At 42.5% G+C, this 21,424-nt stretch carries 21 protein-coding genes; 7 read left to right on the top strand and 14 right to left on the bottom strand.

Going from position 1 to position 21,424, the window contains the following annotated elements; translation table 11 throughout:
- Positions 1–26: 26 nt before the first annotated feature.
- The 4 genes from ACOQOA_RS10820 to ACOQOA_RS10805 form a co-directional block, all read right to left on the bottom strand.
- Positions 27–1,475 carry a PepSY-associated TM helix domain-containing protein gene (locus tag ACOQOA_RS10820; protein ID WP_420548645.1) on the bottom strand — a complete coding sequence of 483 codons (1,449 nt, stop codon included), beginning with the start codon at positions 1,473–1,475 and terminating at the stop codon, positions 27–29.
- A gap of 69 nt (positions 1,476–1,544) precedes the next feature.
- The gene (locus ACOQOA_RS10815; RefSeq protein ID WP_420548644.1) at positions 1,545–1,925 is read right to left on the bottom strand and encodes a hypothetical protein; all 381 of its coding nucleotides are present in this window, start codon (positions 1,923–1,925) and stop codon (positions 1,545–1,547) included.
- A gap of 89 nt (positions 1,926–2,014) precedes the next feature.
- Positions 2,015–2,203 carry a hypothetical protein gene (locus ACOQOA_RS10810; RefSeq protein ID WP_420548643.1) on the bottom strand — a complete coding sequence of 63 codons (189 nt, stop codon included), beginning with the start codon at positions 2,201–2,203 and terminating at the stop codon, positions 2,015–2,017.
- Positions 2,200–3,339: an alpha/beta hydrolase family protein gene (locus ACOQOA_RS10805; RefSeq protein ID WP_420548642.1), complete on the bottom strand. Its 1,140-nt coding sequence runs from the start codon at positions 3,337–3,339 to the stop codon at positions 2,200–2,202. Before ACOQOA_RS10805 ends, ACOQOA_RS10810 begins: the two co-directional genes overlap by 4 nt.
- Before the next feature lie 181 nt (positions 3,340–3,520).
- On the opposite strand from ACOQOA_RS10805, the gene ACOQOA_RS10800 reads away from it, so the two are divergent.
- The 4 genes from ACOQOA_RS10800 to ppa all read left to right on the top strand — a co-directional run bounded on the left by ACOQOA_RS10800 (position 3,521) and on the right by ppa (position 8,306).
- Positions 3,521–4,027: a DUF2937 family protein gene (locus tag ACOQOA_RS10800; RefSeq protein WP_420548641.1), complete on the top strand. Its 507-nt coding sequence runs from the start codon at positions 3,521–3,523 to the stop codon at positions 4,025–4,027.
- Positions 4,027–5,406, top strand: coding sequence for an AmpG family muropeptide MFS transporter (locus ACOQOA_RS10795; protein WP_420548640.1), 1,380 nt, complete (start codon positions 4,027–4,029; stop codon positions 5,404–5,406). The genes ACOQOA_RS10800 and ACOQOA_RS10795 overlap by 1 nt, the downstream gene beginning before the upstream one ends.
- Before the next feature lie 140 nt (positions 5,407–5,546).
- The gene (locus ACOQOA_RS10790; RefSeq protein ID WP_420548639.1) at positions 5,547–7,601 is read left to right on the top strand and encodes a methyl-accepting chemotaxis protein; all 2,055 of its coding nucleotides are present in this window, start codon (positions 5,547–5,549) and stop codon (positions 7,599–7,601) included.
- 180 nt (positions 7,602–7,781) lie between these two features.
- Entirely contained in the window at positions 7,782–8,306 is a 525-nt protein-coding gene (ppa, locus tag ACOQOA_RS10785; RefSeq protein WP_155153828.1) for an inorganic diphosphatase, read from the top strand.
- 77 nt (positions 8,307–8,383) lie between these two features.
- On the opposite strand, the gene ACOQOA_RS10780 is transcribed toward ppa, so the two are convergent.
- From ACOQOA_RS10780 to pyrF, 9 genes are all read right to left on the bottom strand, one after another.
- The gene (locus ACOQOA_RS10780) at positions 8,384–9,682 is read right to left on the bottom strand and encodes a bifunctional folylpolyglutamate synthase/dihydrofolate synthase (RefSeq protein ID WP_420548638.1); all 1,299 of its coding nucleotides are present in this window, start codon (positions 9,680–9,682) and stop codon (positions 8,384–8,386) included.
- Positions 9,683–9,772: 90 nt separating this feature from the next.
- Entirely contained in the window at positions 9,773–10,780 is a 1,008-nt protein-coding gene (accD, locus tag ACOQOA_RS10775; protein WP_420548637.1) for an acetyl-CoA carboxylase, carboxyltransferase subunit beta, read from the bottom strand.
- Positions 10,781–10,989: 209 nt separating this feature from the next.
- A complete protein-coding gene (locus tag ACOQOA_RS10770; protein ID WP_420548636.1) occupies positions 10,990–11,718 on the bottom strand; it encodes a hypothetical protein in 729 nt (242 codons plus the stop codon).
- Between the two features lie 134 nt (positions 11,719–11,852).
- Positions 11,853–12,686, bottom strand: a complete 834-nt coding sequence (gene trpA / locus ACOQOA_RS10765) for a tryptophan synthase subunit alpha (RefSeq protein ID WP_420548635.1) — start codon at positions 12,684–12,686, stop codon at positions 11,853–11,855.
- A gap of 14 nt (positions 12,687–12,700) precedes the next feature.
- On the bottom strand, positions 12,701–13,927 hold the full coding sequence (gene trpB / locus ACOQOA_RS10760) for a tryptophan synthase subunit beta (protein WP_155153832.1): 1,227 nt from the start codon (positions 13,925–13,927) through the stop codon (positions 12,701–12,703).
- Positions 13,928–14,230: 303 nt separating this feature from the next.
- On the bottom strand, positions 14,231–14,872 hold the full coding sequence (locus ACOQOA_RS10755) for a phosphoribosylanthranilate isomerase (RefSeq protein ID WP_420548634.1): 642 nt from the start codon (positions 14,870–14,872) through the stop codon (positions 14,231–14,233).
- Positions 14,872–15,585, bottom strand: coding sequence for a hypothetical protein (locus tag ACOQOA_RS10750; RefSeq protein WP_420548633.1), 714 nt, complete (start codon positions 15,583–15,585; stop codon positions 14,872–14,874). The genes ACOQOA_RS10755 and ACOQOA_RS10750 overlap by 1 nt, the downstream gene beginning before the upstream one ends.
- Positions 15,582–16,094, bottom strand: a complete 513-nt coding sequence (locus ACOQOA_RS10745) for a hypothetical protein (protein ID WP_420548632.1) — start codon at positions 16,092–16,094, stop codon at positions 15,582–15,584. Before ACOQOA_RS10745 ends, ACOQOA_RS10750 begins: the two co-directional genes overlap by 4 nt.
- Before the next feature lie 44 nt (positions 16,095–16,138).
- Positions 16,139–16,888 (bottom strand): orotidine-5'-phosphate decarboxylase, encoded by a 750-nt coding sequence (gene pyrF / locus ACOQOA_RS10740; protein ID WP_420548631.1) that lies wholly within the window; start codon positions 16,886–16,888, stop codon positions 16,139–16,141.
- A 161-nt stretch (positions 16,889–17,049) separates the two neighbouring features.
- Here pyrF and ACOQOA_RS10735 point away from each other — a divergent pair, with 161 nt between their 5' ends.
- Together ACOQOA_RS10735 and typA are read left to right on the top strand one after the other, a co-directional pair.
- Entirely contained in the window at positions 17,050–18,057 is a 1,008-nt protein-coding gene (locus ACOQOA_RS10735) for an adenosine kinase (RefSeq protein ID WP_420548630.1), read from the top strand.
- An 89-nt stretch (positions 18,058–18,146) separates the two neighbouring features.
- On the top strand, positions 18,147–19,970 hold the full coding sequence (gene typA / locus ACOQOA_RS10730) for a translational GTPase TypA (protein WP_420548629.1): 1,824 nt from the start codon (positions 18,147–18,149) through the stop codon (positions 19,968–19,970).
- 31 nt (positions 19,971–20,001) lie between these two features.
- Here typA and ACOQOA_RS10725 read toward each other — a convergent pair whose 3' ends face one another.
- A complete protein-coding gene (locus tag ACOQOA_RS10725) occupies positions 20,002–20,400 on the bottom strand; it encodes a GtrA family protein (protein ID WP_420548628.1) in 399 nt (132 codons plus the stop codon).
- 70 nt (positions 20,401–20,470) lie between these two features.
- Between ACOQOA_RS10725 and ACOQOA_RS10720 the strand changes: the two genes are divergently transcribed.
- Positions 20,471–21,424, top strand: coding sequence for a glycosyltransferase family 2 protein (locus ACOQOA_RS10720; RefSeq protein ID WP_420548627.1), 954 nt, complete (start codon positions 20,471–20,473; stop codon positions 21,422–21,424).

Here is a 21,424-nt window from a genome sequence, read left to right as displayed (position 1 = left end):
TCTGGAAATCCAGAGGCTCTTTTTTGTTATTGTAAGACACGCTTTAATGGTTTGATATTTTGAAAAATAATCAAATCCAAAAACAAAACGATGATCAAAGAAATACCTACTAGTGGGAAAGCCATTGAAAGCAGTAAAGTCACTGCGACTGCACCTTTCCATAAAGGCACATTATTTGGCATTGGCGGTGCCATTAAACGACCTGCTTTTGATGGACGACGTTTCCACCACATGACAATACCGCTGACACATAAGAAAATTACCGTCAGACAAAACACCACATTCAAAATAATATTCCAAAGCCCCATATCCCCTTGATGTAAAGCTGTACCAACCGCCATGGTTTTAGCCATGAGTGAATAATCAGCATAGCCAACTTCACCCAGAATTTTACCTGTATATTGATCAATATGAACTGTACGATCTGCTGTTGGATCAGTTGTATCACTATCCCAGGCATCCGCCGTAATGGTATAAACACCTGTTTCGCTTTCTGGTAAGTTGATACGGAATTTTGGTCCAAAGCCAATTTTATATGCCAGATCAGTGATGCTGGACAGATCGATGGAATATCCTTCTGCAACGCCGGTAATACCAGCATCGGAACCGGAAAGAGGCATTTTTGTTTGCTCCAGCCCCCATGGCACTTCTTCCAGTGCGCCATGGTTCATAGATGCATGTACGTCATCAGACAAAGGCACTTCCATGCCCCATTTTTCTGCTGGAAAACTGCTCCACGGCTGGACAAATTTACCACCCCAAACACCGGCCCACGCAAGACCGGAGAGCAAGAAAAACATTAAAATGACAGAGATATAAAAACCGGAAGTTACATGAAGGTCTTTCCACAAAGCACGCCCTTTCGCAGAAAGGTTCGGCAACAATACCTGACGGAAATTACTTCCCTGTCTTGGCCACCACATATATAAGCCCGTAACAATCAGCACGATACCTAAACTAGCAGCCACTTCAATCAAACGATCTCCTAAATCTCCAATCAATAAGGTGCCGTGAATATCATTTGCCAAGTAGTAAATTGTATCATCCTTTACGACATCCCCAAGGACTTGGTTTGTATAAGGATCAATTGATAATACATGACCAGCGCCACCATGACCTCCATGATCTTCTCCATGGCTTTCAGTTACCACTTCAACATAAGCCGCAGATGTCGCATCGGCAGGTGGAATATAGCGTGTAATTTGACCATTAGGATACGCAGCCTGCGCAGCTTCATAATGTCTGTTTGGAGATAACATCTCACCTGATACTTCAACGGTCGGCTTCACGCCAAAACGTGTTTCAAACACGTTATAATACATCATCAAAAGACCGGTGATCGCTAACATCAACATAAATGGAATGACATAAAGCCCTGCATAAAAATGCCAACGCCATACAGCACGATAAAATTTTGTCGACAGATCGTCGTTGGTCGCATCCTCATAGGATGCAACATTTGTTTGATTATTCATCTCATAACCTTTCCCAGACAGTTTTCAGATAAAAACTGCCTTCATAAATTTACATAAAATTTGGATAAATTAGGAAAGGTATGTTGGTGGACCGCGCGTGACACGACGAAGCTTGAAATCAACTTTCTTACTGATTGCACGTTCTATAAATTGTTGAACAGCTGCGACTTTCAAACTACCTAAAACAAGATCGTCACTTGTAGATGGTAAAATAACAGCTGTCGTAACACGGCAAGCTTCACAATGATTACCATATTCAAATTGGAAACTGTCCTCTGTGCCTGTGACACAGATATAATATTCAAAACCGGCGGGAAGCGGGCCTAGTTCCAATTCGGCAAGACGTGCGGGATCGATCGAATTGGTACGATGCGCAAATGTCATCAACAACAATGACAGGCTACAAAGACATTGCAGCAATATCCGCCCTGTTGTTTTATAGTTAGACATTTATAATTTCTCCGCCTGATCGCGGCGCAGAATTCCAAATTCGGCTTTCAATGTCAATCCAATAACTAGATTACTAATCGATAAATTGACTAATTGTTCTTTGATCTAAATTTAGATTGCAGCCAAAAACAAAGGCAGGCTAAAAATGTAAATCCAACCACCTTGAAAACGGCTTTTGTTGGGATCTCACCATAATTCCAAGCCCCATCCTGATACCATAGCCAAACCGTCAAAGCTGAGAATAAAAAGGTAATCGACATCCCAATTTTTTTCATCATGATCTTGCCTCCATATGCGCAAACACCTGATCAAAAGCCCAATGAGATATTTTGTGACGAGGGTGCGTAGTATCGATTAAAACTTGAAAATCACCTCCACCAATCAAACCCAGCTTTTCCTGCACAGCATCTTCATAAAGTTTACCGCGCGTATTATTATAACAACATCGATCATATTTGTTGAAAATCTGTAGTTGTGAACGATCAGAACGATCGGCAGCCAATACAAACATATCCATATAACTGGCCGCCTCCAACATGTTCTTTTTCAATTGCGCGGGCGCAGATTCTTTGAGTTGTCTCAGATATACTGGATAGACGCCTGCAATAGGATAGGAATTTTCTATTCGCGGATCCATCGCGCTGAAAACTGCCGTCGCCCATCCCCCATTTGAAAGGCCAATCATATTGACTTGCTGGATTTCTTCTTTTGACAAAACATAATTTAACCCAGCGAAAAGAGGTTCAAAGAAGAAACGTGTGGGGTAAGAAATATCATCAGGTGCTGTGCCTTTATAAATATTCGGAATAAAAGCATTATCACCCAATCTGACGACGTCTCCATATAGAGGAGTATTAAATGCTAGGACCAAATATCCTGCAGCCACCAGTTTCTCCAAATGGCGATGAGTTTCATGAAACGTGCCGGCATATCCATGATGATAAATGACCATTTTCCCCGAAAAATTTTCAGGTTTGAAGAGTATTGCATTTGTTCTTAAGTCAAAATCCGTTTCGAATATCAACTCTTGAATCTTACCCAAATTCGCCCACTTTTCGTATCTAGATTTATGACACGGTGTCGACGCCCTGTACTTACTTTCTTGTAAACATTCCAAAAAATCAGATGCATCAGGAACATTCTGGACGTCTATCGGCCATAATTTCTCTATATCGCGGTCGCCCATCACAGCGGAAAGTAAAGCCGCACGTATCGAACTTACATTTTTGTCTTGCAAATAATCTCTTGGATCAATTTCAAGATATCGAGGGTTTATTTCTTCATAAAGATACGCAGATTTTGCACGCAACTTCTTGTAATAAATCCGTGATGTGTCCCATTCATAAAAAAAACTCAAAATCGCGACGACAATAAACAGCCATCCCAAGCCCCCAAAAATGCGCCGAAAAGCCATCTTCCAGCACCCCCAATTCAACATTCGATCTCTGATACAATTTTTATCTCTTACAGATTGGATAATATAGCCTTAATAAATGAGCAAGCCTCACTCACGCCATAAAGTGATATTAACTTGCTGAAAAAGCCGAACAGGTCGTATAGTTGATTTCCAAATTTTTGGTGATTGGGTGTGAAATATGGGTAACTGGCGCAAATATCTTTATATTCTTACGGGCCTTTTCGTTGGCGCTGTTTTCTCGCAATTTCCCGAGTTCCACCAACAATATTTTCAACGTCTAGGTGGCACATTAGATGAATTAGATCGTCAGGTAGAAGCCTTGGATAATCGCGCTGCTAGTACTGATTTAACCCGTTATAATTACATCCGTCACCTCATCAACAGTAAGGATAAAGCTGCACAGATGGAAGGGGAGCATCTAACGAATCTGTTACGCAGACAATTTGATGTACAACAAGCCATTACTAGTCTGGAGAATGCCTCCCCGCAAATGATGGCAATATTGGTAATCTATCATCTAGATGTAAATACGGCCAAAGCCACCGCCGAAGTTTATAAACCCGCTGTGCCTCTTACCATTTCGGGCGCTACTTATTTCGGTATCGGTTTTGTAATTGGATATATCCTAATGGCCTTTTTATTGATTTTCTTCCCGCGCAGAGTCTTACAATCGGAACCTGATTAATGTCCCATCCAATCGAAAAGCAACATAGCTGGCGCGACGCGTTTCAGGTTTATTTGTCACGCCCGGCTATCACTATGTTTTTCTTGGGATATTCAAGTGGCCTTCCCATATTACTCGTCTTCAGCACCTTATCTATCTGGTTACGTGAAGTGGAAATCAGTCGTGCAGATATCGGTTTCTTTAGCTGGATTGCCCTTGCTTACGGATTCAAATTTGTATGGGCGCCCCTAATCGATGCGGTAAAACTACCGATATTATGCAATTTGTTAGGTCGAAGAAGAGGTTGGCTTTTCTTTGCGCAATGCCTAGTCATCCTTGCCATTTGCGGTATCGCCTTTAACGATGCAGCCATCAACGCAACGACAACTGCCATGATGGCGGCCGCGCTCGCATTTGCGGGCGCCACTCAAGATATAGTTATTGATGCATATCGCATCGAAAGAGCTGACGAAAGCTATCAAGGCGCCATGGCGGCGACCTATACAGCAGGATATCGAATTGCGATGATCTTGGCAGGTGCTGGTGCGCTTGAAATTGCTGGTTTACTAGACACTATAGAAGGGGATGGACTAGCAGGATATGATTATAATGCATGGAAATGGGCCTATCTATCAATGGCCTTTGCAATGAGTATTGGGATCATTGCAACACTAGTCATCAAAGAACCTGACCAACCTAAGCAACAGGAAACCGATCCATGGTTGTCAGAAATTGAACAAAAAGTTGAAGCTACTCAAAATCCAGCTTTGAAACCATTTTTTTGGATTTTCCACCATTTCATCTGGCCTATCGTTGATTTCATACAGCGTTATCGAATGATCGCAATTGTTATACTTGCTCTTATCGCCACCTATCGTATCAGCGATATCGTGATGGGCGTTATGGCAAATGTTTTCTATACAGATTTGGGGTTTGCCAAAGAAGAAATCGGGCGCTTTTCCAAAGTTTTTGGATTAATTGTGACGATTGGCGGCACATTCCTCGGCGGTCTATTGATCCGGCGCTATGGAGTTCTCAAAATACTGTTGATTGGCGCAGTTTTAGCTGCAGGTTCTAATTTACTATTTGCCTATATGGCCTATATTCAAAGCAGTAATCTTACCACATTGGCACTGGTAATTTCAGCAGATAACTTAAGTGCCGGTATCGCTTCGGCAGCATTTATCGCTTACCTTTCAAGTTTGGTGAATAAACAATTCTCGGCATCACAATACGCCTTATACACGTCGATAATGGTAATATTACCCAAATTCCTGGGTGGATTTTCAGGTATCGTCGTTGATGCCAGCAGCTGGGAAGTTTTCTTTATTGGGACTGCCTTAATCGGTATTCCCGTTATTTTCTTGATATTAGCCGTAGAAAAACTAACGAATAGATAAGAAAATCTCGGTTAAGTAGCCATTAAATATATCCACACCAATTTATTGGTGTTTTTTCCTTCTCTTATAGAAAAATATCGTATAGAGGTAACGGGATTATTACCAATCTACCTTTTGCTGCAATATATAAGGGGGATCTCATGTTCGCTCATTTAAAGATCTGGCAAAAACTTATCGGTGTTCTGGCCTTTCCTATGCTTGCCTTATTTGGCTTCGCCGGAATCTCTATCTACTCTCAAAGCTCTATTGTTTCCGAAATCAATAAAGTTGAACAACTCGCTGAAATTGCGCCAAGCTTCAGCGGCTTGGTACATGAAATGCAAAAAGAACGTGGTTCTTCTGCTTTATATATTTCCCAAAAAGGTCAAGGCAGCTCAAAACAAATGCTAACAGCTCAACATAAAGAGACTGATAAAGCATTTGCATCACTTGATGCTGCCTTAAAGCACTTTGATCTGGACAGTTACGATAAAGATTTAACCAATCGCCTGAAAACTGCACAAAAAGAATATACGAAACTCTCTAATACGCGATCCGCCATTCTAAACCAAAATATGAATGTATCGACAATGGCGAAATATTATACTGGCACGATTGCGAAAACACTCAATTTTATTGAGAAAATGCCGGAACTTTCATCTATTGGTTCCGTAAACACACGCATTATTGCATATATTGCTTTCCTTCAGGCAAAAGAACGGGCCGGAATTGAACGTGCAATGGGGAGCGCAGGCTTTGGTGCAGGTGCATTTAATGAGACTGTACATCAACGCTTTTTATCCCTAATTGCTCAACAAAATGCATATCTTGATATTTTCACAAAAAACGCGCCCCAGACTATCGTTGAAGAATATAACGATATCATGGCTATGAATCCTGCAACCGAAGATGTGCAAGGAATGCGCAAAATCGCACTTAAAGCAGGATATGGTGGCGATATTGGCAGTACAACAGGCAGCTATTGGTTCAATACGATTACCGAAAAGATTGAAAGCCTGAAAGAAGTCGAAGATATCATTGCCAATGATATTCTGGATCATGCCATCCAATTCCGCGATGACGCAGTAAACACATTGATTATTGAGTTTATTGTGGCAGCTATCGCTATTGTTCTGGCAATTATCGTAGGTACATTAATTTCCCGCGAAATCACGGCTTCTACACGACGCCTTACCCACAGTATGGATGAATTATCTTCTGGTAATCTGGAAGTACGTGTCGCAGGTCAAAATCGCCAAGACGAAGTTGGCATTATGGCGAGAGCTGTTCTTGTTTTCCAAGAACATATGATTGAAGCACGCGACCTAGCAGAAAAACAGCGTCAAGAACAGGAACGCCAAGTGCAACGTGGTCAGCAACTAGAAGATATGTCACATGAATTTGATAAACATATTGTTAGTATGTTGACCAATCTGGAAGAAACCAATGCGTCTCTTTCCCAAGCGGCAACAGATATGAGCCATATCGCAGATGATACAAGTGGACGTGCGAATACAGCTTCTTCTGCCAGCGGCGAGGTGAACTCCAACGTTCAAAGTATTTCTGCAGCTGTTGAACAATTATCCGCCTCCATTCAGGAAATCGGCAGCCAAATCAATTATGCCTCCCAAAATGCGGCACAAGCGCAGGATATGGCAAATGAAACCAATACTGTTGTGTCTGAGCTCTCCGCAGCTGCCAATCAAATTGGTGAGGTATTGAGCCTGATCAGCGATATTGCGGAACAAACCAATTTACTGGCCCTCAACGCAACCATTGAGGCAGCCCGTGCAGGAGATGCAGGTAAAGGCTTTGCAGTTGTGGCAAGTGAAGTGAAAAACCTTGCCAACCAAACAGGTCGTGCGACTGAGGAAATCAGCTCCAAAATCAAGCAAATGCAGGAAATCACAGATCAAGCCGTGAATTCCATTATGGAAATTTCCAAACGCATTGATGATATTTCTGAAAGCACAACAGGTATTGCATCCGGTGTCGAAGAACAAACAGTTGCCACACGCGATATCGCAGGAAGTGTGGCACAAGCTGCGCAAAGTGTGAATTCTGTGAATGACAATATTGAACTGGTAAATAATGGCGCCAATCAAACGCGTACTGCCGGAGGTTCAGTTAATGATGCAGTCAATGTCGTCACTGAAAATGTTGGCTCTGTGCGCAAGGAAATCCAACAATTCCTACAAGATGTACGTGCGCTATAAACTAAGTGAAACAACGGAGTCTATAGCAAACATAGAAACTTGTTGTTTCGCTCATTTGTCGCTATAAACTTGCCCAAGTTTCTTGTTAAACAAGTCTGAATTGTCGTTTTAGATATAAAATGATGGTTCAGGCTTGATTAACGTTTTAGTCTAACTCAAATCTGAGAAGAGTGTATTTCCATGGATATCTCCAAAATCTCTGCGGGTAGTAACCCACCTGAAGACATCAATGTTGTGATCGAAGTGCCTATGGGCGTGCCAGTAAAATACGAATTGGACAAAGATTCCGGTGCTGTATTTGTAGACCGCTTTATCGCAACACCTATGTATTACCCATGTAACTATGGTTTCGTACCAGGTACTTTGTCTGATGACGGTGATCCAGCAGACGTATTGGTTGTTGGCGATTATCCTTTGGCACCGGGTTGCGTAATCCGCTCACGTCCAGTTGGCGTGTTGATCATGGAAGATGAAGCTGGTCAGGACGAAAAAATCTTAGCAGTGCCACATTCTAAAATGACACCTCTTTATGACCACATCAAAGACATCAACGATTTGCCAGAGCATCTGTTGAACCAAGTGCGTCATTTCTTTGAACATTACAAAGATTTGGAAAAAGGCAAATGGGTGAAATTGAAAGATTTCGCACCTGCTGCTGAAGCAAACCGTTTGATCCAAGAAGCTGTGGATCGCGCTGAAAAATAAGCGTTAAAGCGTTAACACAAAAAACCTCACAGAGACTGATCTTTGTGAGGTTTTTTATATCTTAAATTTAATATGCCTTAGTTATTCTCAGCCAGAATAATCCCAGCGAAATAAAGCGATCCGCAAATCAACAAACGCGCTTCATTACCTTTCGGCAAATCTGAAATTGCGGCTTCGACAGTCTCTTTCGCAAGACAATCGATCCCTTGTTCTTTTGCAAAATCAGTTGCTTCATCGGCAGTCAAACTGTTTTCCTCACCCGGGATACGAATAGCATGTGCCTTAGCAATGTAAGGCGCCAGCGGGCGTAAGAAATCGCCTGCTGCCTTGGTATTTAACATGCCAAATACAATGTGAAGCGGGCGATCATCTTCTGCTTTCCATTTCTCTGCCTGCTTTGCTAAGGTGATACCAGCTGCGGCATTATGACCACCATCTAGCCAAACATCAAAATCAGAACCCAACTCATCCAGAATTGGTCCGGATTTTAAACGTTGTAAACGCGCAGGCCATTCCACATTCACTAAGCCTTCGCGAATTTGATCATCAGAAATATCAAATCCTTGGTCACGTAATGCTAAAATAGCAGCAACTGCTTGACCTGCATTTGTCACTTGATGTTCGCCAGGAAGATTGGAATACGGTAAATCCAATGTAGCTGCTGAAGATACAAAACGAAGGCCTTCACCAGTATCCGTAATAGACCATTCAGCTCCAAAACGGGACATCTGAACAGCTTTATCACGGGCAACTTCTTCAATTTTTTCCATGGCTGCATCTGGCTGTGGGCCTACAACAGAAATTGCGGATGGTTTTTGAATTGCAGCTTTTTCACCTGCAATTGCCGAAATTGTATCGCCAAGGAATTGCGTGTGATCCATAGAAATTGGCGTGAGAATAGTGACCGCCGGATTATCCACCACATTGGTACTGTCCAAACGACCACCTAGGCCTGTTTCCAACAATACAATATCACCCGGCGTATCTGCAAAAGCCTTGAAAGCCGCTGCGGTCGTGATTTCAAAGAAAGTAATTGGTTTATTTTCGTTAGCTTCTTCACAATAGGTCAGTAAATCTTGAAGGGCGTCTTCAGAAATCAATTCACCCGCCAAACGAATACGTTCATGAAATTTCACTAGATGCGGTGAAGTATAGGCATGCACTTTATAGCCAGCAGTTTCCAAAATCGCACGCAACATAGCCTGCGTTGAGCCTTTGCCATTGGTACCTGCCAAATGCACGACGGGCGGTAATTTATCTTGTGGATTACCCAAACATTCAAGCATCTCATAAGTGCGGTCTAACCCAAGGTCAATTACCTTAGGGTGCAAGCTTAATAAACGGGACAGGATCACATCACTTTCACGACCAGCCATGATACAACTTTCTTTCATTTTGTCTTTGCATGAAAAAGGGCCGCCAGTATAGCAAGCAGCCCTTTTCAAAATAGTGAAATAACGACGAGATTAATCGTCTTCTTTCTTAATCTGTTTTGGTTTCGGATCATCCGGAATTGGTTGCTCAACTGGTCCAGAAGCAACCGTTAAGGCACCATCATCATCGGACTGATCCAAATGATCTTCAATCGCCTCACGGGTGATTGGTTCAACATTTCCAGAAATCTTTTTCACCATGATCATATGGATCAAATTGCCAAGCGCCTGTTTCAAATCCAGACGACTTACAACCATATCAACCATACCATGTTCATGTAGATATTCTGCAGTTTGGAAACCATCCGGCAATACTTCACGTACCGTCTGTTCGATCACACGACGACCCGCAAAACCAATCATACAACCTGGCTCTGCCACATGAATATCGCCCAACATAGCAAAACTTGCTGATACGCCACCTGTTGTCGGATCTGTAAGCAACACAATATACGGCAACCCAGCTTCGCTTAATTCTTGCAAAGCAACTGTTGTACGTGGCATCTGCATTAAGGAAAGAATACTTTCCTGCATACGCGCACCGCCAGAAGCCGGAATAACAATCAAAGGCGCTTTTTGTTGCACAGCCAAATGCGCTGCAACCACGATACCTTCGCCAACAGCAGTTCCCATGGAACCACCCATAAATTCAAAATTGAACGCAGCAATCACTGTATCAACACCGGACATTTTACCATGTCCAACAACAATCGCGTCTTCTTCACCTGTTTTGTTACGCGCCTCTTTCAAGCGATCAGTATAACGCTTGCGGTCGCGGAATTTTAATGGATCAACGGGAACTTTTGGTAATTCAATACGTGTATAGGCCGCATCATCAAACAAACTTGCCAAACGTTTCAAAACCGGCAAACGCAAATGATGGTCACAATGTGTACACACATTCAAATTGGCTTCCAAATCGCGATGGAACAACATTTGTCCGCAACCTGGGCATTTATGCCACATGTTATCCGGCACATCTGGTTTGGCTCCAACCAATGCCTTAATTTTTGGGCGCACAAAATTTGTAAGCCAGTTCATAGGAAATCCCTTTCCGTGATGATCATAAATTTTAGGTATCGTTATCTTGCGATCGATATAAACCCTCTAGATACACTCTTACGTCCAGAAAACAAGGTCTAAGCCTCATTTTTAGGAATAGAAAAACAAGTTTTTCGCATTTGCAACCTAAAACGAAAACACCCACTTTGTTTTCATCGTGAGTGTTAACGAGCATTATAACAACTGGATTAATAAGGTTGGCCTATCTCTAGATTACCTTCGAAACCTTCTGTAACCTGATAATTCCAGTTTTGCGCCCATTTCTTATATTCTTCTACAAATTTTACCTTTGCAGGGTCCTTGTGAATACGCACAACATTCCAGTCATTCGTTGTCCATTCAGGATTTGGAACTGGATCGAAGCCTCTATTCTCAGGGTTTACTGCATATGATAGTTGCATTAGTTTATGCCTATCCGCCTTACGGTATGTCGCTGCTATCATTGTTTCAGGAATCGTATGCCCTTGCGCTCGTATATAATCATAGGCTTTATCCCACAAACTGCTGTCACCGTCGTCAAACATCTCCCAGTGATTTATGCCCCAACAATCTTGATCACCGCTACCATAATTTGAAACATAATTTATGTGAATCAAATCATCTCGATTACAAAACGCACTCTCCCAGTAGCCCCAATTTGTATGTTCCATGGATGCATATACATAAATTAACTTATCAACTGTGTTGTCCTTAATCTGCACAAGAACAGCTTCGTTAAATTTCGTTCTATTATTGTTGAAAAATTTCTTTTGCGAAACTAATTGCCATGGCCCTTCAAGTAAGGGAACAGACATATTATCTTTTCCAACCTCAGCAGCCCCCATATATATTTTACCTATATTTTCCGGGCGCAATCCAGCCGAACTCAAACAGCCTGTTAACATGAGACCTATCAACATTACCCATAGATATTTCATTTCTTCCCCTCAAAATTGAATTGATAAACCTAAAGATGAATTAACTTCTGTCGTTATTCGCATAGAAAGTAAATAAAAAAACCCGACCAAAATATGGTCGGGCCTCTTTAAATTCTAATTAGTTTACAGCCTATTTAACGTGCCCCATCCGCCAATTCTTTGACATAAGCTAGCACATCTGCAGCACAACCGGCTTTCGGTGCATTATTTTCATCCAAATTTGACTTAATACGATCCACAATTGCTGATCCAACAACGGCTGCATCTGCGATAGAAGAAACTGATTTTACATTTTCCGGGGTCTTGATACCAAAGCCAACAACAATAGGTAAATCTGTGTGTGATTTTAAACGAGAAACAGCTTCTTCTACAGCTGCTTCTGCAGCAGAACCCGTACCCGTGATCCCAAGAATGGACACATAATAAACAAAGCCACTGGTATTTTCATTTAAGACAGGCCCCATACGACGACCAACTGTTGTTGGCGTTGCCAAACGAATGAAGTTTAAACCAGCCTCTTTAGCAGGCACACATAATTCTTCATCTTCTTCTGGTGGCAAATCCACAACAATCATACCATCAATGCCCGCATTCTTGGCATCGGTTATGAACTTATCCACGCCATAAGCATAAATCGGATTATAATATCCCATCATTACAATTGGGGTTGTGTCATTCTCTTGACGAAACTCACGCACCATATCCAATGTTTTGACCAATGTTTGACCATTTTTCAAAGCGCGTAATCCAGCAGCCTGAATAGTCGGGCCATCAGCAACCGGATCTGTAAATGGCATACCAATTTCGATAATATCAACACCTGCGTCCGGTAATCCCTTTAAAATTTCCAAACTGGTATCGTAATCAGGGTCACCTGCCGTGGTGAAACTTACAAATCCACCACGACCTTCTGCTTTTAAACGCGCGAAGGTAGCATCAATACGACCGGAATCTTTAATCTCAGACATATTTCCTACTCCCTTTACAACTCAACGCCAAGGCGTTCAGCCACCTGATTAATATCTTTGTCACCACGACCAGACAGACACATCACAATGATTTTGTCCTTATCCATTTTTGGCGCAATTTTCATTACATGTGCCAATGCATGAGAAGATTCCAATGCCGGAATAATACCTTCAAGCTTCGTCATTAATTGGAATGCTTCCAAAGCTTCGGTATCTGTGGCATTCACATATTGTGCACGCCCCACATCAGAGAACCAGCTATGTTCAGGACCAATACCCGGGTAATCCAGACCTGCAGAAATGGAATGAGCTTCGGTGATCTGACCATCCCCATCCTGCAATAAATAGGTACGGTTACCATGCAGAACACCCGGCTTACCGCCCGTGATAGAGGCTGCATGTTCACCCGTTTCAACACCATGACCACCAGCTTCCACGCCAATAATCTCAACTGATGGATCATCCACAAATGGGAAGAAAAGACCCATCGCATTTGATCCACCGCCAATGCAGGCTGTAACCACATCAGGAAGACATCCTTCCGCTTCTTGAAGTTGTGTTTTCACTTCATCACCGATGATACGTTGGAAGTTTCGTACCATTTGCGGATAGGGATGCGGGCCCGCCACAGTGCCAATGATGTAGAAAGTTTCCTCTACATTTGCCACCCAATCACGTAAGCCTTCATTCATCGCATCTTTCAATGTCATGGACCCGGATGTAACAGCTTCGACTTCCGCCCCCAATAACTTCATACGAAATACGTTTGGTGCCTGACGTTCCACATCGGTTTTACCCATATAAACCTTACAAGGCAGGTCAAATAATGCACATACAGTCGCCACAGCCACACCATGTTGGCCAGCGCCTGTTTCAGCAATGATCCGCTTCTTGCCCATGCGACGGGCCAGTAAAATCTGACCCAATACATTATTGATTTTATGACTACCTGTATGGTTTAGATCTTCGCGTTTCAAATAGATTTTCGCGCCACCTAAGTGTTCTGTCAGACGTTCTGCAAAATAAAGTGGATTTGGGCGACCTGCATATTGTTTCAAATAGTAATTAAACTCTTTTTGAAACTCTGGATCATCTTGTGCAGTGTTATATGCCTCTTCCAAATCAAGGATCAAAGGCATCAAGGTTTCAGACACAAAACGGCCACCATAGATACCGAAATTACCGTCCTCATCCGGGCCGGTCGAGAAGCTATTCAGGTTCTCAGCTGTTACACCACTCATCGCGAATTCCTCTTTGTCGAATTTTGCCATTCTTATTGTCAGGCTTACAGTAAGAATACGACTAAACTTACTGATCGGTTTTCTTTAATTTCGCGAAAACACTAATTCAGCAAACCTTCTAAAACAAGCAGTTTTATGCGGGTTACAGGCATTTTTTTGTTCTTTTTATTGAACGTGCGACCAATAAAAAATAGAACAAAGTTCTTATAATATTCTCATTTTATCTGGAATTCTGCGGGGTTAGAAAGCGCATAACATACGCGAATATAAAGTGAACAAACCAACTAAATATTTTACAATCTTTTATGCGCTTTTTACGGCCTTCATAAATTCACGGATTTTATGCGGGCTTTTTTCACCTGGTGCATCTTCCAAACCTGATGACGCATCCACACAAGGTGCCCCCGTCATACGTATGGCAGTTTGCACATTATCAGGTGTCAAACCACCTGCCAGCATCCATGGTTTGGAAAAGCTTTTACCCTCAAGCAACGTCCAATCAAAGGCAATGGCATTACCACCGGGCAGTGTTGCATCTTTTGGCGGCTTGGCATCAAGCAATAACCAATCGACAACAGGTTCATATTGGCTCACAGCTTCAAGATCTTCGGCCTCACGAATACCAATTGCTTTCATCACCTGACGGCCTGTGCGCTGTTTAATTTGAACCACGCGTTCAACAGGTTCTTTACCATGCAATTGAATGATATCCAGAGGTACGGCTTCCAGAACACGATCAATCAACTGATCATCAGGTTCCACAAAAAGACCTACAATATTCACATTTGATGGAATACGGGACGCCAACATTGCCGCTTCTTCAATAGACACATTTCGCGGGCTTTTCGGAAAGAAAACCAGACCAATATGATCTACTCCAGCCTGCACCGCCGCGTGAATCGTTTCCGGTGTTTTTAATCCGCAAATTTTTGCTTGTGTGGTCATTATTTTTTTTCCGCAATTTTATTTTGGAGGAACATTGTCAAAACTGATAGCCATGCCCCCATCATCATAACATGCAGTATCGCATATAAGATTGATTGGAAAGTCTTAAAGGGGTCAAGAAACCCTATTTCTTGTAAGACCCAGGAAATCCCGAATATAACAGTGCCGCCCATGACATCAAAAACAAGAAACACAAAAATCACCGCATAAATCAAATTTAGGAAATACGCCTTCATATCCAAATTCAATTTCCCGGTTTTAAAAAGATTTAACAAAATTAATAAAAACCAGCTGCCAAGAAACCTGAAGGTTAATAAATAGATAAATGAATATTCACCATACTCACCAAAATTTGCGAATAAGCTTCCCCAAGGTTCTAATTGATCAATTCCTGAAAGAAAAACACAAACAAGCATTCCCATGGTAATGATAAATGGAGACACAAGTGCACGCGGCCCGTCATATTTCCCGACATATCGGGCCACATAAGCCGCCCAGTTTAAGAGAAAATAGCTATAAGCGACAAAAAAGAGTATCTGGCGCTCCAAAGCATGATAATTAAATCCATCAACCGGATAAAACCCTGCCGTCCAATCCGCCACTACCCCAAGATAGACGCCCGTTACCGTCACAGGAATAACCGCAAATCGCAGATAATATTCGATATGCTTTAAATCAAAGGGTGTCAGCGCGATGGAAAGCCAATTTTTCAATTTAAATGCAACTTCATGTAATCTGAATAAACTTTTCCGATGAAAACTTCGTCACCGTCAATATGTTGTAATCCGAGATTACTCAATACATTGCTCCTTGTGAAATCATAAACCGCACGTACAAAATAAATCCCTTTCTCGCGGTTATGTTTTTCAAAAATATCATATTTTCGAAAGGACCATGTAAGTTTCTCATTTGGTAACAATATTTTAATATTCGACCCTATATCAGGCATAACGCCTGCATTACAAAATACGCCTTTTTCACTAACCCCATCTGTCTTCTGAGCTGGCTCAAACTTCACATCTGCATAGAGAATTGAGCATTGCTCCCAAAAACCAAAAGCAGGTAAAATACCTTGAGGCATACTAGATGTATTTATTATCTCAACGAAAACATCATCTTCTCTCTCCAGAAGGATAAGTGAGATATCTTCTTTTTTCTCTATTACACTGCTGCAAGAAACGAATAATACTAAAAAACTAGATACAAATAGCTTCTTTAACATGATCTTCCCAGATATCTTGCGGAGAAAAATTTAAATGTTACGGATTATGCATCCAAATCATCAACGATTGCTTTTACAGCTGCGATAGGATCAGAAGCTTGGGTGATTGGACGACCGATCACCAAATAATCTGCGCCTGCATCAACGGCTTCGCGTGGGGTCATGGTGCGTTTTTGGTCGCCTTTATCGGAACCGGCTGGGCGGATACCAGGCACGATCAATTTAAAATCAGGGCCGCATTCTTTGCGAATAGCTTCAATTTCACGTGCTGAACAGACAACACCATCCAAACCACATTTCTGAGTCAGCGCCGCAAGGCGTACAACCTGATCTAATGCTGGGCCTTTCATGCCAACCGCATCCACATCTTCTTCCCCCATACTGGTCAGAATTGTCACCGCGATTAACATGGGCGGCATGATACCTAAAGGTTCTGCCGCAAATTTTGCCGCTGCCATGGCTTGGCGCATCATTTCAGGGCCACCGGACGCATGGACATTAATGATTTTTGGATTAAGCGGCACAACAGATCGTACTGCACCCGCAACCGTATTAGGGATATCATGGAATTTCAGATCAAGGAATAAAGGTTGATTGGGTGTCGCTTGACCGCGAGGCGTTGTTGCATCATCCCCATGAATAACATCACGCACACCTGCATGACCATTCGCATTGAAGAATTCCAACCCTAGTTTTATCCCTCCAACATGACCTTGCAATTGACGGGAAAGTTTTTGAGCATGTGCCACATCCGGAGTATCAACGGCTACAAGAATTCTGTCTTTATTTTGCATGAAGGTCACCTTTCCTGAACTGATTTGTCTGACTTAGCCTGTTTCATAGGCAAAAATCAAGCTTTGCAGGCTCATATCATGCCTATCTAACTTGCATTTGAAAGCCAAACCCGCTATAGAGCAGCGCATATCGCGATATTCAAAAATTTGGACCAAATTTCATGTCACAATTCAAATATGATCTTGTGGGCATTGGTAATGCCCTTGTTGATGTTCTTACCAAAATCGAAGACAACTTTTTAGAAGCCCAAAATCTTCCAAAAGGTAGCATGAACCTTGTGGACATGGATCAGTCCAATAGCCTTTATGAACAACTCCCACCTGGCAAAGAAGCCTCCGGCGGTTCTGCTGGTAATACTATGGCAGGATTTGCAGCTCTTGGTGGTAAAGGTGCTTTCATTGGTAAAGTGGCAGGCGATCAGTTTGGTCAGGTTTTCCGCCATGACTTAAAAGCAATGGGCGTTTCTTTTGATAGCACCGATTATGAAGGCGACTATTCCACAGGGAAATGCCTCGTATTGGTAAGCCCGGATGCAGAACGTACCATGTGTACCTACCTTGGCGCAGCTAATGATCTTCGCCCGGAAGACATCGACGAGGCTGTCATCACTGGTTCGAAAGTGGTTTATATGGAAGGTTATCTATATGACCGCGAAACAGCGAAGCAAGCTTTCATCAAAGCGGCTGAAACAGCCCATAAAGGCGGCACAGAGACTTTAGTAAGCCTCAGCTTATCCGACCCATTCTGTGTTGATCGTTTCCGTTCTGAATTCCGTGATCTGGTGAAAAACCATGTAGATATTCTTTTCGCCAATGAAGATGAAATCATGTCCCTTTATGAAGTGGATACATTTGGTAAAGCCATGGATATGGTCAGACAAGATTGTAAACTAGCTTTCTTAACCCGTGGATCCAAAGGATCTGTTGTGGCATCTGCAGACGATATTCTTGCAGTGCCAGCCGTAAAAGTTGACACAGTCGTAGATACAACAGGTGCAGGTGACCAATATGCAGCCGGTGCACTTTATGGCTATACACAAGGCCATAGCCTTGAAACATGTGCACGTCTGGGCAACATGATGGCGGGTGAGGTGATCTCTCATTACGGGGCGCGATTGGAACGTGATGTGAAAGAAGACATGGCTGCTATCGTTGCTGAAGCAAGCTAAGCGATTAAGACATTTAAGTTTAATATGAATTTGATAAGAACCATCTGACTGAACAGCTGGTTCTGGATTTAAAAGACAGGATAAAGACTATGGCACTTCGTAACCTTGCCATCATCGCCCATGTGGACCACGGTAAAACCACATTGGTAGACGAACTACTCAAACAATCAGGTACTTTCCGTGAAAACGCGGCTGTTGCAGAACGCGCGATGGATTCCGGCGACCTTGAAAAAGAACGCGGCATTACAATTTCTGCAAAGGTGACATCCGTTGAATGGGAAAATGACCGTCTCAACATCGTAGATACACCGGGTCACGCCGACTTTGGCGGTGAAGTTGAGCGCATCTTATCCATGGTTGATTCCGTTGTTTTGTTGGTAGATGCCGCAGAAGGCCCAATGCCACAAACAAAGTTTGTGACCATGAAAGCATTGGAACTTGGTTTAAAACCAATCGTTGTTGTGAACAAAGCCGATAAACCTGATGCACGCTGCGACTGGGTTGTAGACCAAGTATTTGACTTGTTTGTTGCATTGGATGCTTCAGAAGAACAATTGGAATTCCCTGTACTTTATGCATCTGCAAAAGAAGGTTGGGCTGCGGAGGATTTGGACGATCCACGTGAAAACATGCACCCGCTATTTGCAAAAATCGTTGAGCATGTACCAACACCAGATGTAGACGAAGATGGTGATTTCACTATGTTGGCAACAACACTGGACGCCGATCCTTATCTTGGTCGTATTCTAACAGGTCGTGTTTATTCCGGTAAAGTAACACCTGGCACAACAATTAAAGCCTTAACACCAGATGGTGAGCGTATCGAACAAGTACGTATCAGCAAAATCCTGGCTTTCCGTGGTTTGAAACGTGAACCAATTGAAGAAGCTGTTGCAGGTGATATTGTTTCAATCGCAGGTCTTGCCAAAGCAACTGTGGCAGACACAATTTGTGCAACCGAAGTTGAAGAAGCATTGCCTTCTCGCCCTATTAGCCCACCAACAATGTCTATGACAATTTCTGTAAATGACAGCCCGTTGGCAGGTCAAGACGGCGATAAATTGACATCCCGCATGATCCAAGATCGTCTTGAAAAAGAAGCGGAAGTGAACATTGCGATCCGCGTAACACCTTCTGAAGCAAAAGATGCCTTGGAAGTTGCAGGTCGTGGTGAATTACAATTGGGTGTATTGATTGAAACATTACGTCGCGAAGGATTTGAGCTCACAGTTGGTCCGCCACGCGTTCTGTTCCAAAAGGATGACAACGGCACAACATTAGAGCCAATGGAAGAAGCTCAAGTTGACGTGGATGATGAATTCACAGGCGTTGTGGTAGAGAAAATGGGCCTTCGTAAAGGTGAGATGACTGAAATGACACCATCCGGTGGTGGTAAAACACGTATCAAATTTATCATCCCATCCCGTGGCTTAATCGGTTATCAAAGTGAGTTCCTATCCGATACACGTGGTTCCGGTATTTTGTCCCGTATGTTCCATGGTTTTGCGGAATATAAAGGAGCAATCCCAGGTCGTCGCGAAGGTGTGTTGATCTCTCAAGAACAAGGTAAAGCAGCGCCATATGCACTGTTTAACCTTGAAGATCGCGGTAAAATGTTTATCGATGCCAATATCCAAGTTTACGGCGGTATGATCATCGGGGAACATAACAAAGGTCAAGATTTAGAAGTAAACCCATTGAAGGGTAAACAGCTTACCAACGTACGTGCATCCGGTAAGGATGATGCGGTGAAATTGACCCCACCTGTTCGTTTCTCTCTCGAAGAAGCTATTTCTTATATCCAACAAGATGAACGTGTAGAAGTAACACCAAACTTCATTCGTTTGCGTAAAGCACTGCTTGATCCAAATGATCGTAAACGTGCAAAACGCCAAATGGCGGCTGAAGGTTAAAAAATATAAAGGCCCCTTAATCGGGGCCTTTTTACTTAGAGATGTCAGTTCGCTTGCGAAACACAACGAATTTCATAACCAAAAAATTAAAACACATGGATATTGCCGTCGCAGGAACAAGAGCTATGGCCGGATAGTCTGAATTTGTTAAGTAAAGTTCCAAAACAAAGATATAGACAAGCCAATTTATTGCACCACCGAACGAGACAGAACTCGCATATGCAAAAAACTCTTTCCATGTAGGTTTTGACGAAACCTTAAATGAATGATTTCTATTCATCCACCATGTAAATGTAAGTGCTAAAGTGAAAGAAACTGCTCTTGCCAAATAAGGATCCATTCCGACAAAAGTCAGCAACTGTAAAATTCCCGTGTCTATAAAAAAAGCAATACCGCCGACAATTAAAAATCCTATTACTTCTCGACGCATTATTACTTGCTCTTTCTATCAATAATTAGTTAATACTATCGAAACAAACAAATACCTATGGGGCTCCAAAATGACATCCGCTGTTTCATCTGTAACTCAGACAGCAAAAATTGCTGTAGTCCTGCCTTGTTATAACGAGGAAGGCGCTATTGGCAAAGTGGTAACTGACTTTAAGGCAGCACTGCCTTATGCCGAAATTTATGTCTTTGATAACAATTCAAAAGATAAGACGGTAACTGAAGCAAAAGAAGCGGGTGCAACCGTTCTTTTTGAACGCCAACAAGGTAAGGGAAATGTTGTTAGACGCATCTTTTCTGAAATTGATGCGGATTGCTATATTATGGCGGATGGTGATGATACCTATGATGCTGCAAGCGCACAAAAACTGGTAGATGCCGTTCTTAACGATCGCTGTGATATGGTGGTTGGCATCCGTAAACCTGTAGAAGGGGAGAAAACATATCGTCAAGGCCATGCATTTGGTAATGTGTTACTCACCACTCTAGCTCGCTTTTTCTTTGGTCGCGGTTTTACCGATATGCTTTCCGGTTATCGTGGTTTTTCACGCCGTTTTGCAAAATCTTTCCCTGTGATGTCAGGTGGTTTTGAAATTGAAACTGAAATGACAATTCATTGCCTAAGTTTGGGTTTACCCAGTGGTGAAGTAGAAACACCTTATTTTGAGCGTGCTGAAGGAACGGAAAGTAAATTAAATACTTATCAGGACGGCTTTCGCATTCTCATGACGATGGTCCGCTTATTCAAAGATTACCGCCCAATGGCATTTTTCACCATCGGCGCACTTATTCTAGCATTACTTTCCATCGGAATTTCTATGCCCGTCATTTTTGACTATTTGGAGACCGGCTTAGTTGAACGTCTGCCCACAGCCGTCCTTTCAATGGGTATTATGGTATCTGCAATATTAGCGCTTGCTTGCGGGTTTATCTTAGATAGTGTCGCACAGCAGCGTCTAGAAACTAAACGTCTAAGCTATCTATCTATTCCATTCATGAAAGATTAA

It is taken from the genome of Curvivirga sp. (assembly GCF_965219885.1).
Lineage (GTDB): Bacteria > Pseudomonadota > Alphaproteobacteria > UBA8366 > Aestuariispiraceae > Curvivirga.
This window is presented reverse-complemented; position numbering and strand designations above follow the sequence as displayed.

Coding starts and splice junctions, on each gene's coding strand:
- ACOQOA_RS10820 (WP_420548645.1), bottom strand. CDS start 1,475: ATGAATAATCAAACAAATGTTGCATCCTATGAGGATGCGACCAACGAC.
- ACOQOA_RS10815 (WP_420548644.1), bottom strand. CDS start 1,925: ATGTCTAACTATAAAACAACAGGGCGGATATTGCTGCAATGTCTTTGT.
- ACOQOA_RS10810 (WP_420548643.1), bottom strand. CDS start 2,203: ATGATGAAAAAAATTGGGATGTCGATTACCTTTTTATTCTCAGCTTTG.
- ACOQOA_RS10805 (WP_420548642.1), bottom strand. CDS start 3,339: ATGGCTTTTCGGCGCATTTTTGGGGGCTTGGGATGGCTGTTTATTGTC.
- ACOQOA_RS10800 (WP_420548641.1), top strand. CDS start 3,521: ATGGGTAACTGGCGCAAATATCTTTATATTCTTACGGGCCTTTTCGTT.
- ACOQOA_RS10795 (WP_420548640.1), top strand. CDS start 4,027: ATGTCCCATCCAATCGAAAAGCAACATAGCTGGCGCGACGCGTTTCAG.
- ACOQOA_RS10790 (WP_420548639.1), top strand. CDS start 5,547: ATGTTCGCTCATTTAAAGATCTGGCAAAAACTTATCGGTGTTCTGGCC.
- ppa (WP_155153828.1), top strand. CDS start 7,782: ATGGATATCTCCAAAATCTCTGCGGGTAGTAACCCACCTGAAGACATC.
- ACOQOA_RS10780 (WP_420548638.1), bottom strand. CDS start 9,682: ATGGCTGGTCGTGAAAGTGATGTGATCCTGTCCCGTTTATTAAGCTTG.
- accD (WP_420548637.1), bottom strand. CDS start 10,780: ATGAACTGGCTTACAAATTTTGTGCGCCCAAAAATTAAGGCATTGGTT.
- ACOQOA_RS10770 (WP_420548636.1), bottom strand. CDS start 11,718: ATGAAATATCTATGGGTAATGTTGATAGGTCTCATGTTAACAGGCTGT.
- trpA (WP_420548635.1), bottom strand. CDS start 12,686: ATGTCTGAGATTAAAGATTCCGGTCGTATTGATGCTACCTTCGCGCGT.
- trpB (WP_155153832.1), bottom strand. CDS start 13,927: ATGAGTGGTGTAACAGCTGAGAACCTGAATAGCTTCTCGACCGGCCCG.
- ACOQOA_RS10755 (WP_420548634.1), bottom strand. CDS start 14,872: ATGACCACACAAGCAAAAATTTGCGGATTAAAAACACCGGAAACGATT.
- ACOQOA_RS10745 (WP_420548632.1), bottom strand. CDS start 16,094: ATGTTAAAGAAGCTATTTGTATCTAGTTTTTTAGTATTATTCGTTTCT.
- pyrF (WP_420548631.1), bottom strand. CDS start 16,888: ATGCAAAATAAAGACAGAATTCTTGTAGCCGTTGATACTCCGGATGTG.
- ACOQOA_RS10735 (WP_420548630.1), top strand. CDS start 17,050: ATGTCACAATTCAAATATGATCTTGTGGGCATTGGTAATGCCCTTGTT.
- typA (WP_420548629.1), top strand. CDS start 18,147: ATGGCACTTCGTAACCTTGCCATCATCGCCCATGTGGACCACGGTAAA.
- ACOQOA_RS10725 (WP_420548628.1), bottom strand. CDS start 20,400: ATGCGTCGAGAAGTAATAGGATTTTTAATTGTCGGCGGTATTGCTTTT.
- ACOQOA_RS10720 (WP_420548627.1), top strand. CDS start 20,471: ATGACATCCGCTGTTTCATCTGTAACTCAGACAGCAAAAATTGCTGTA.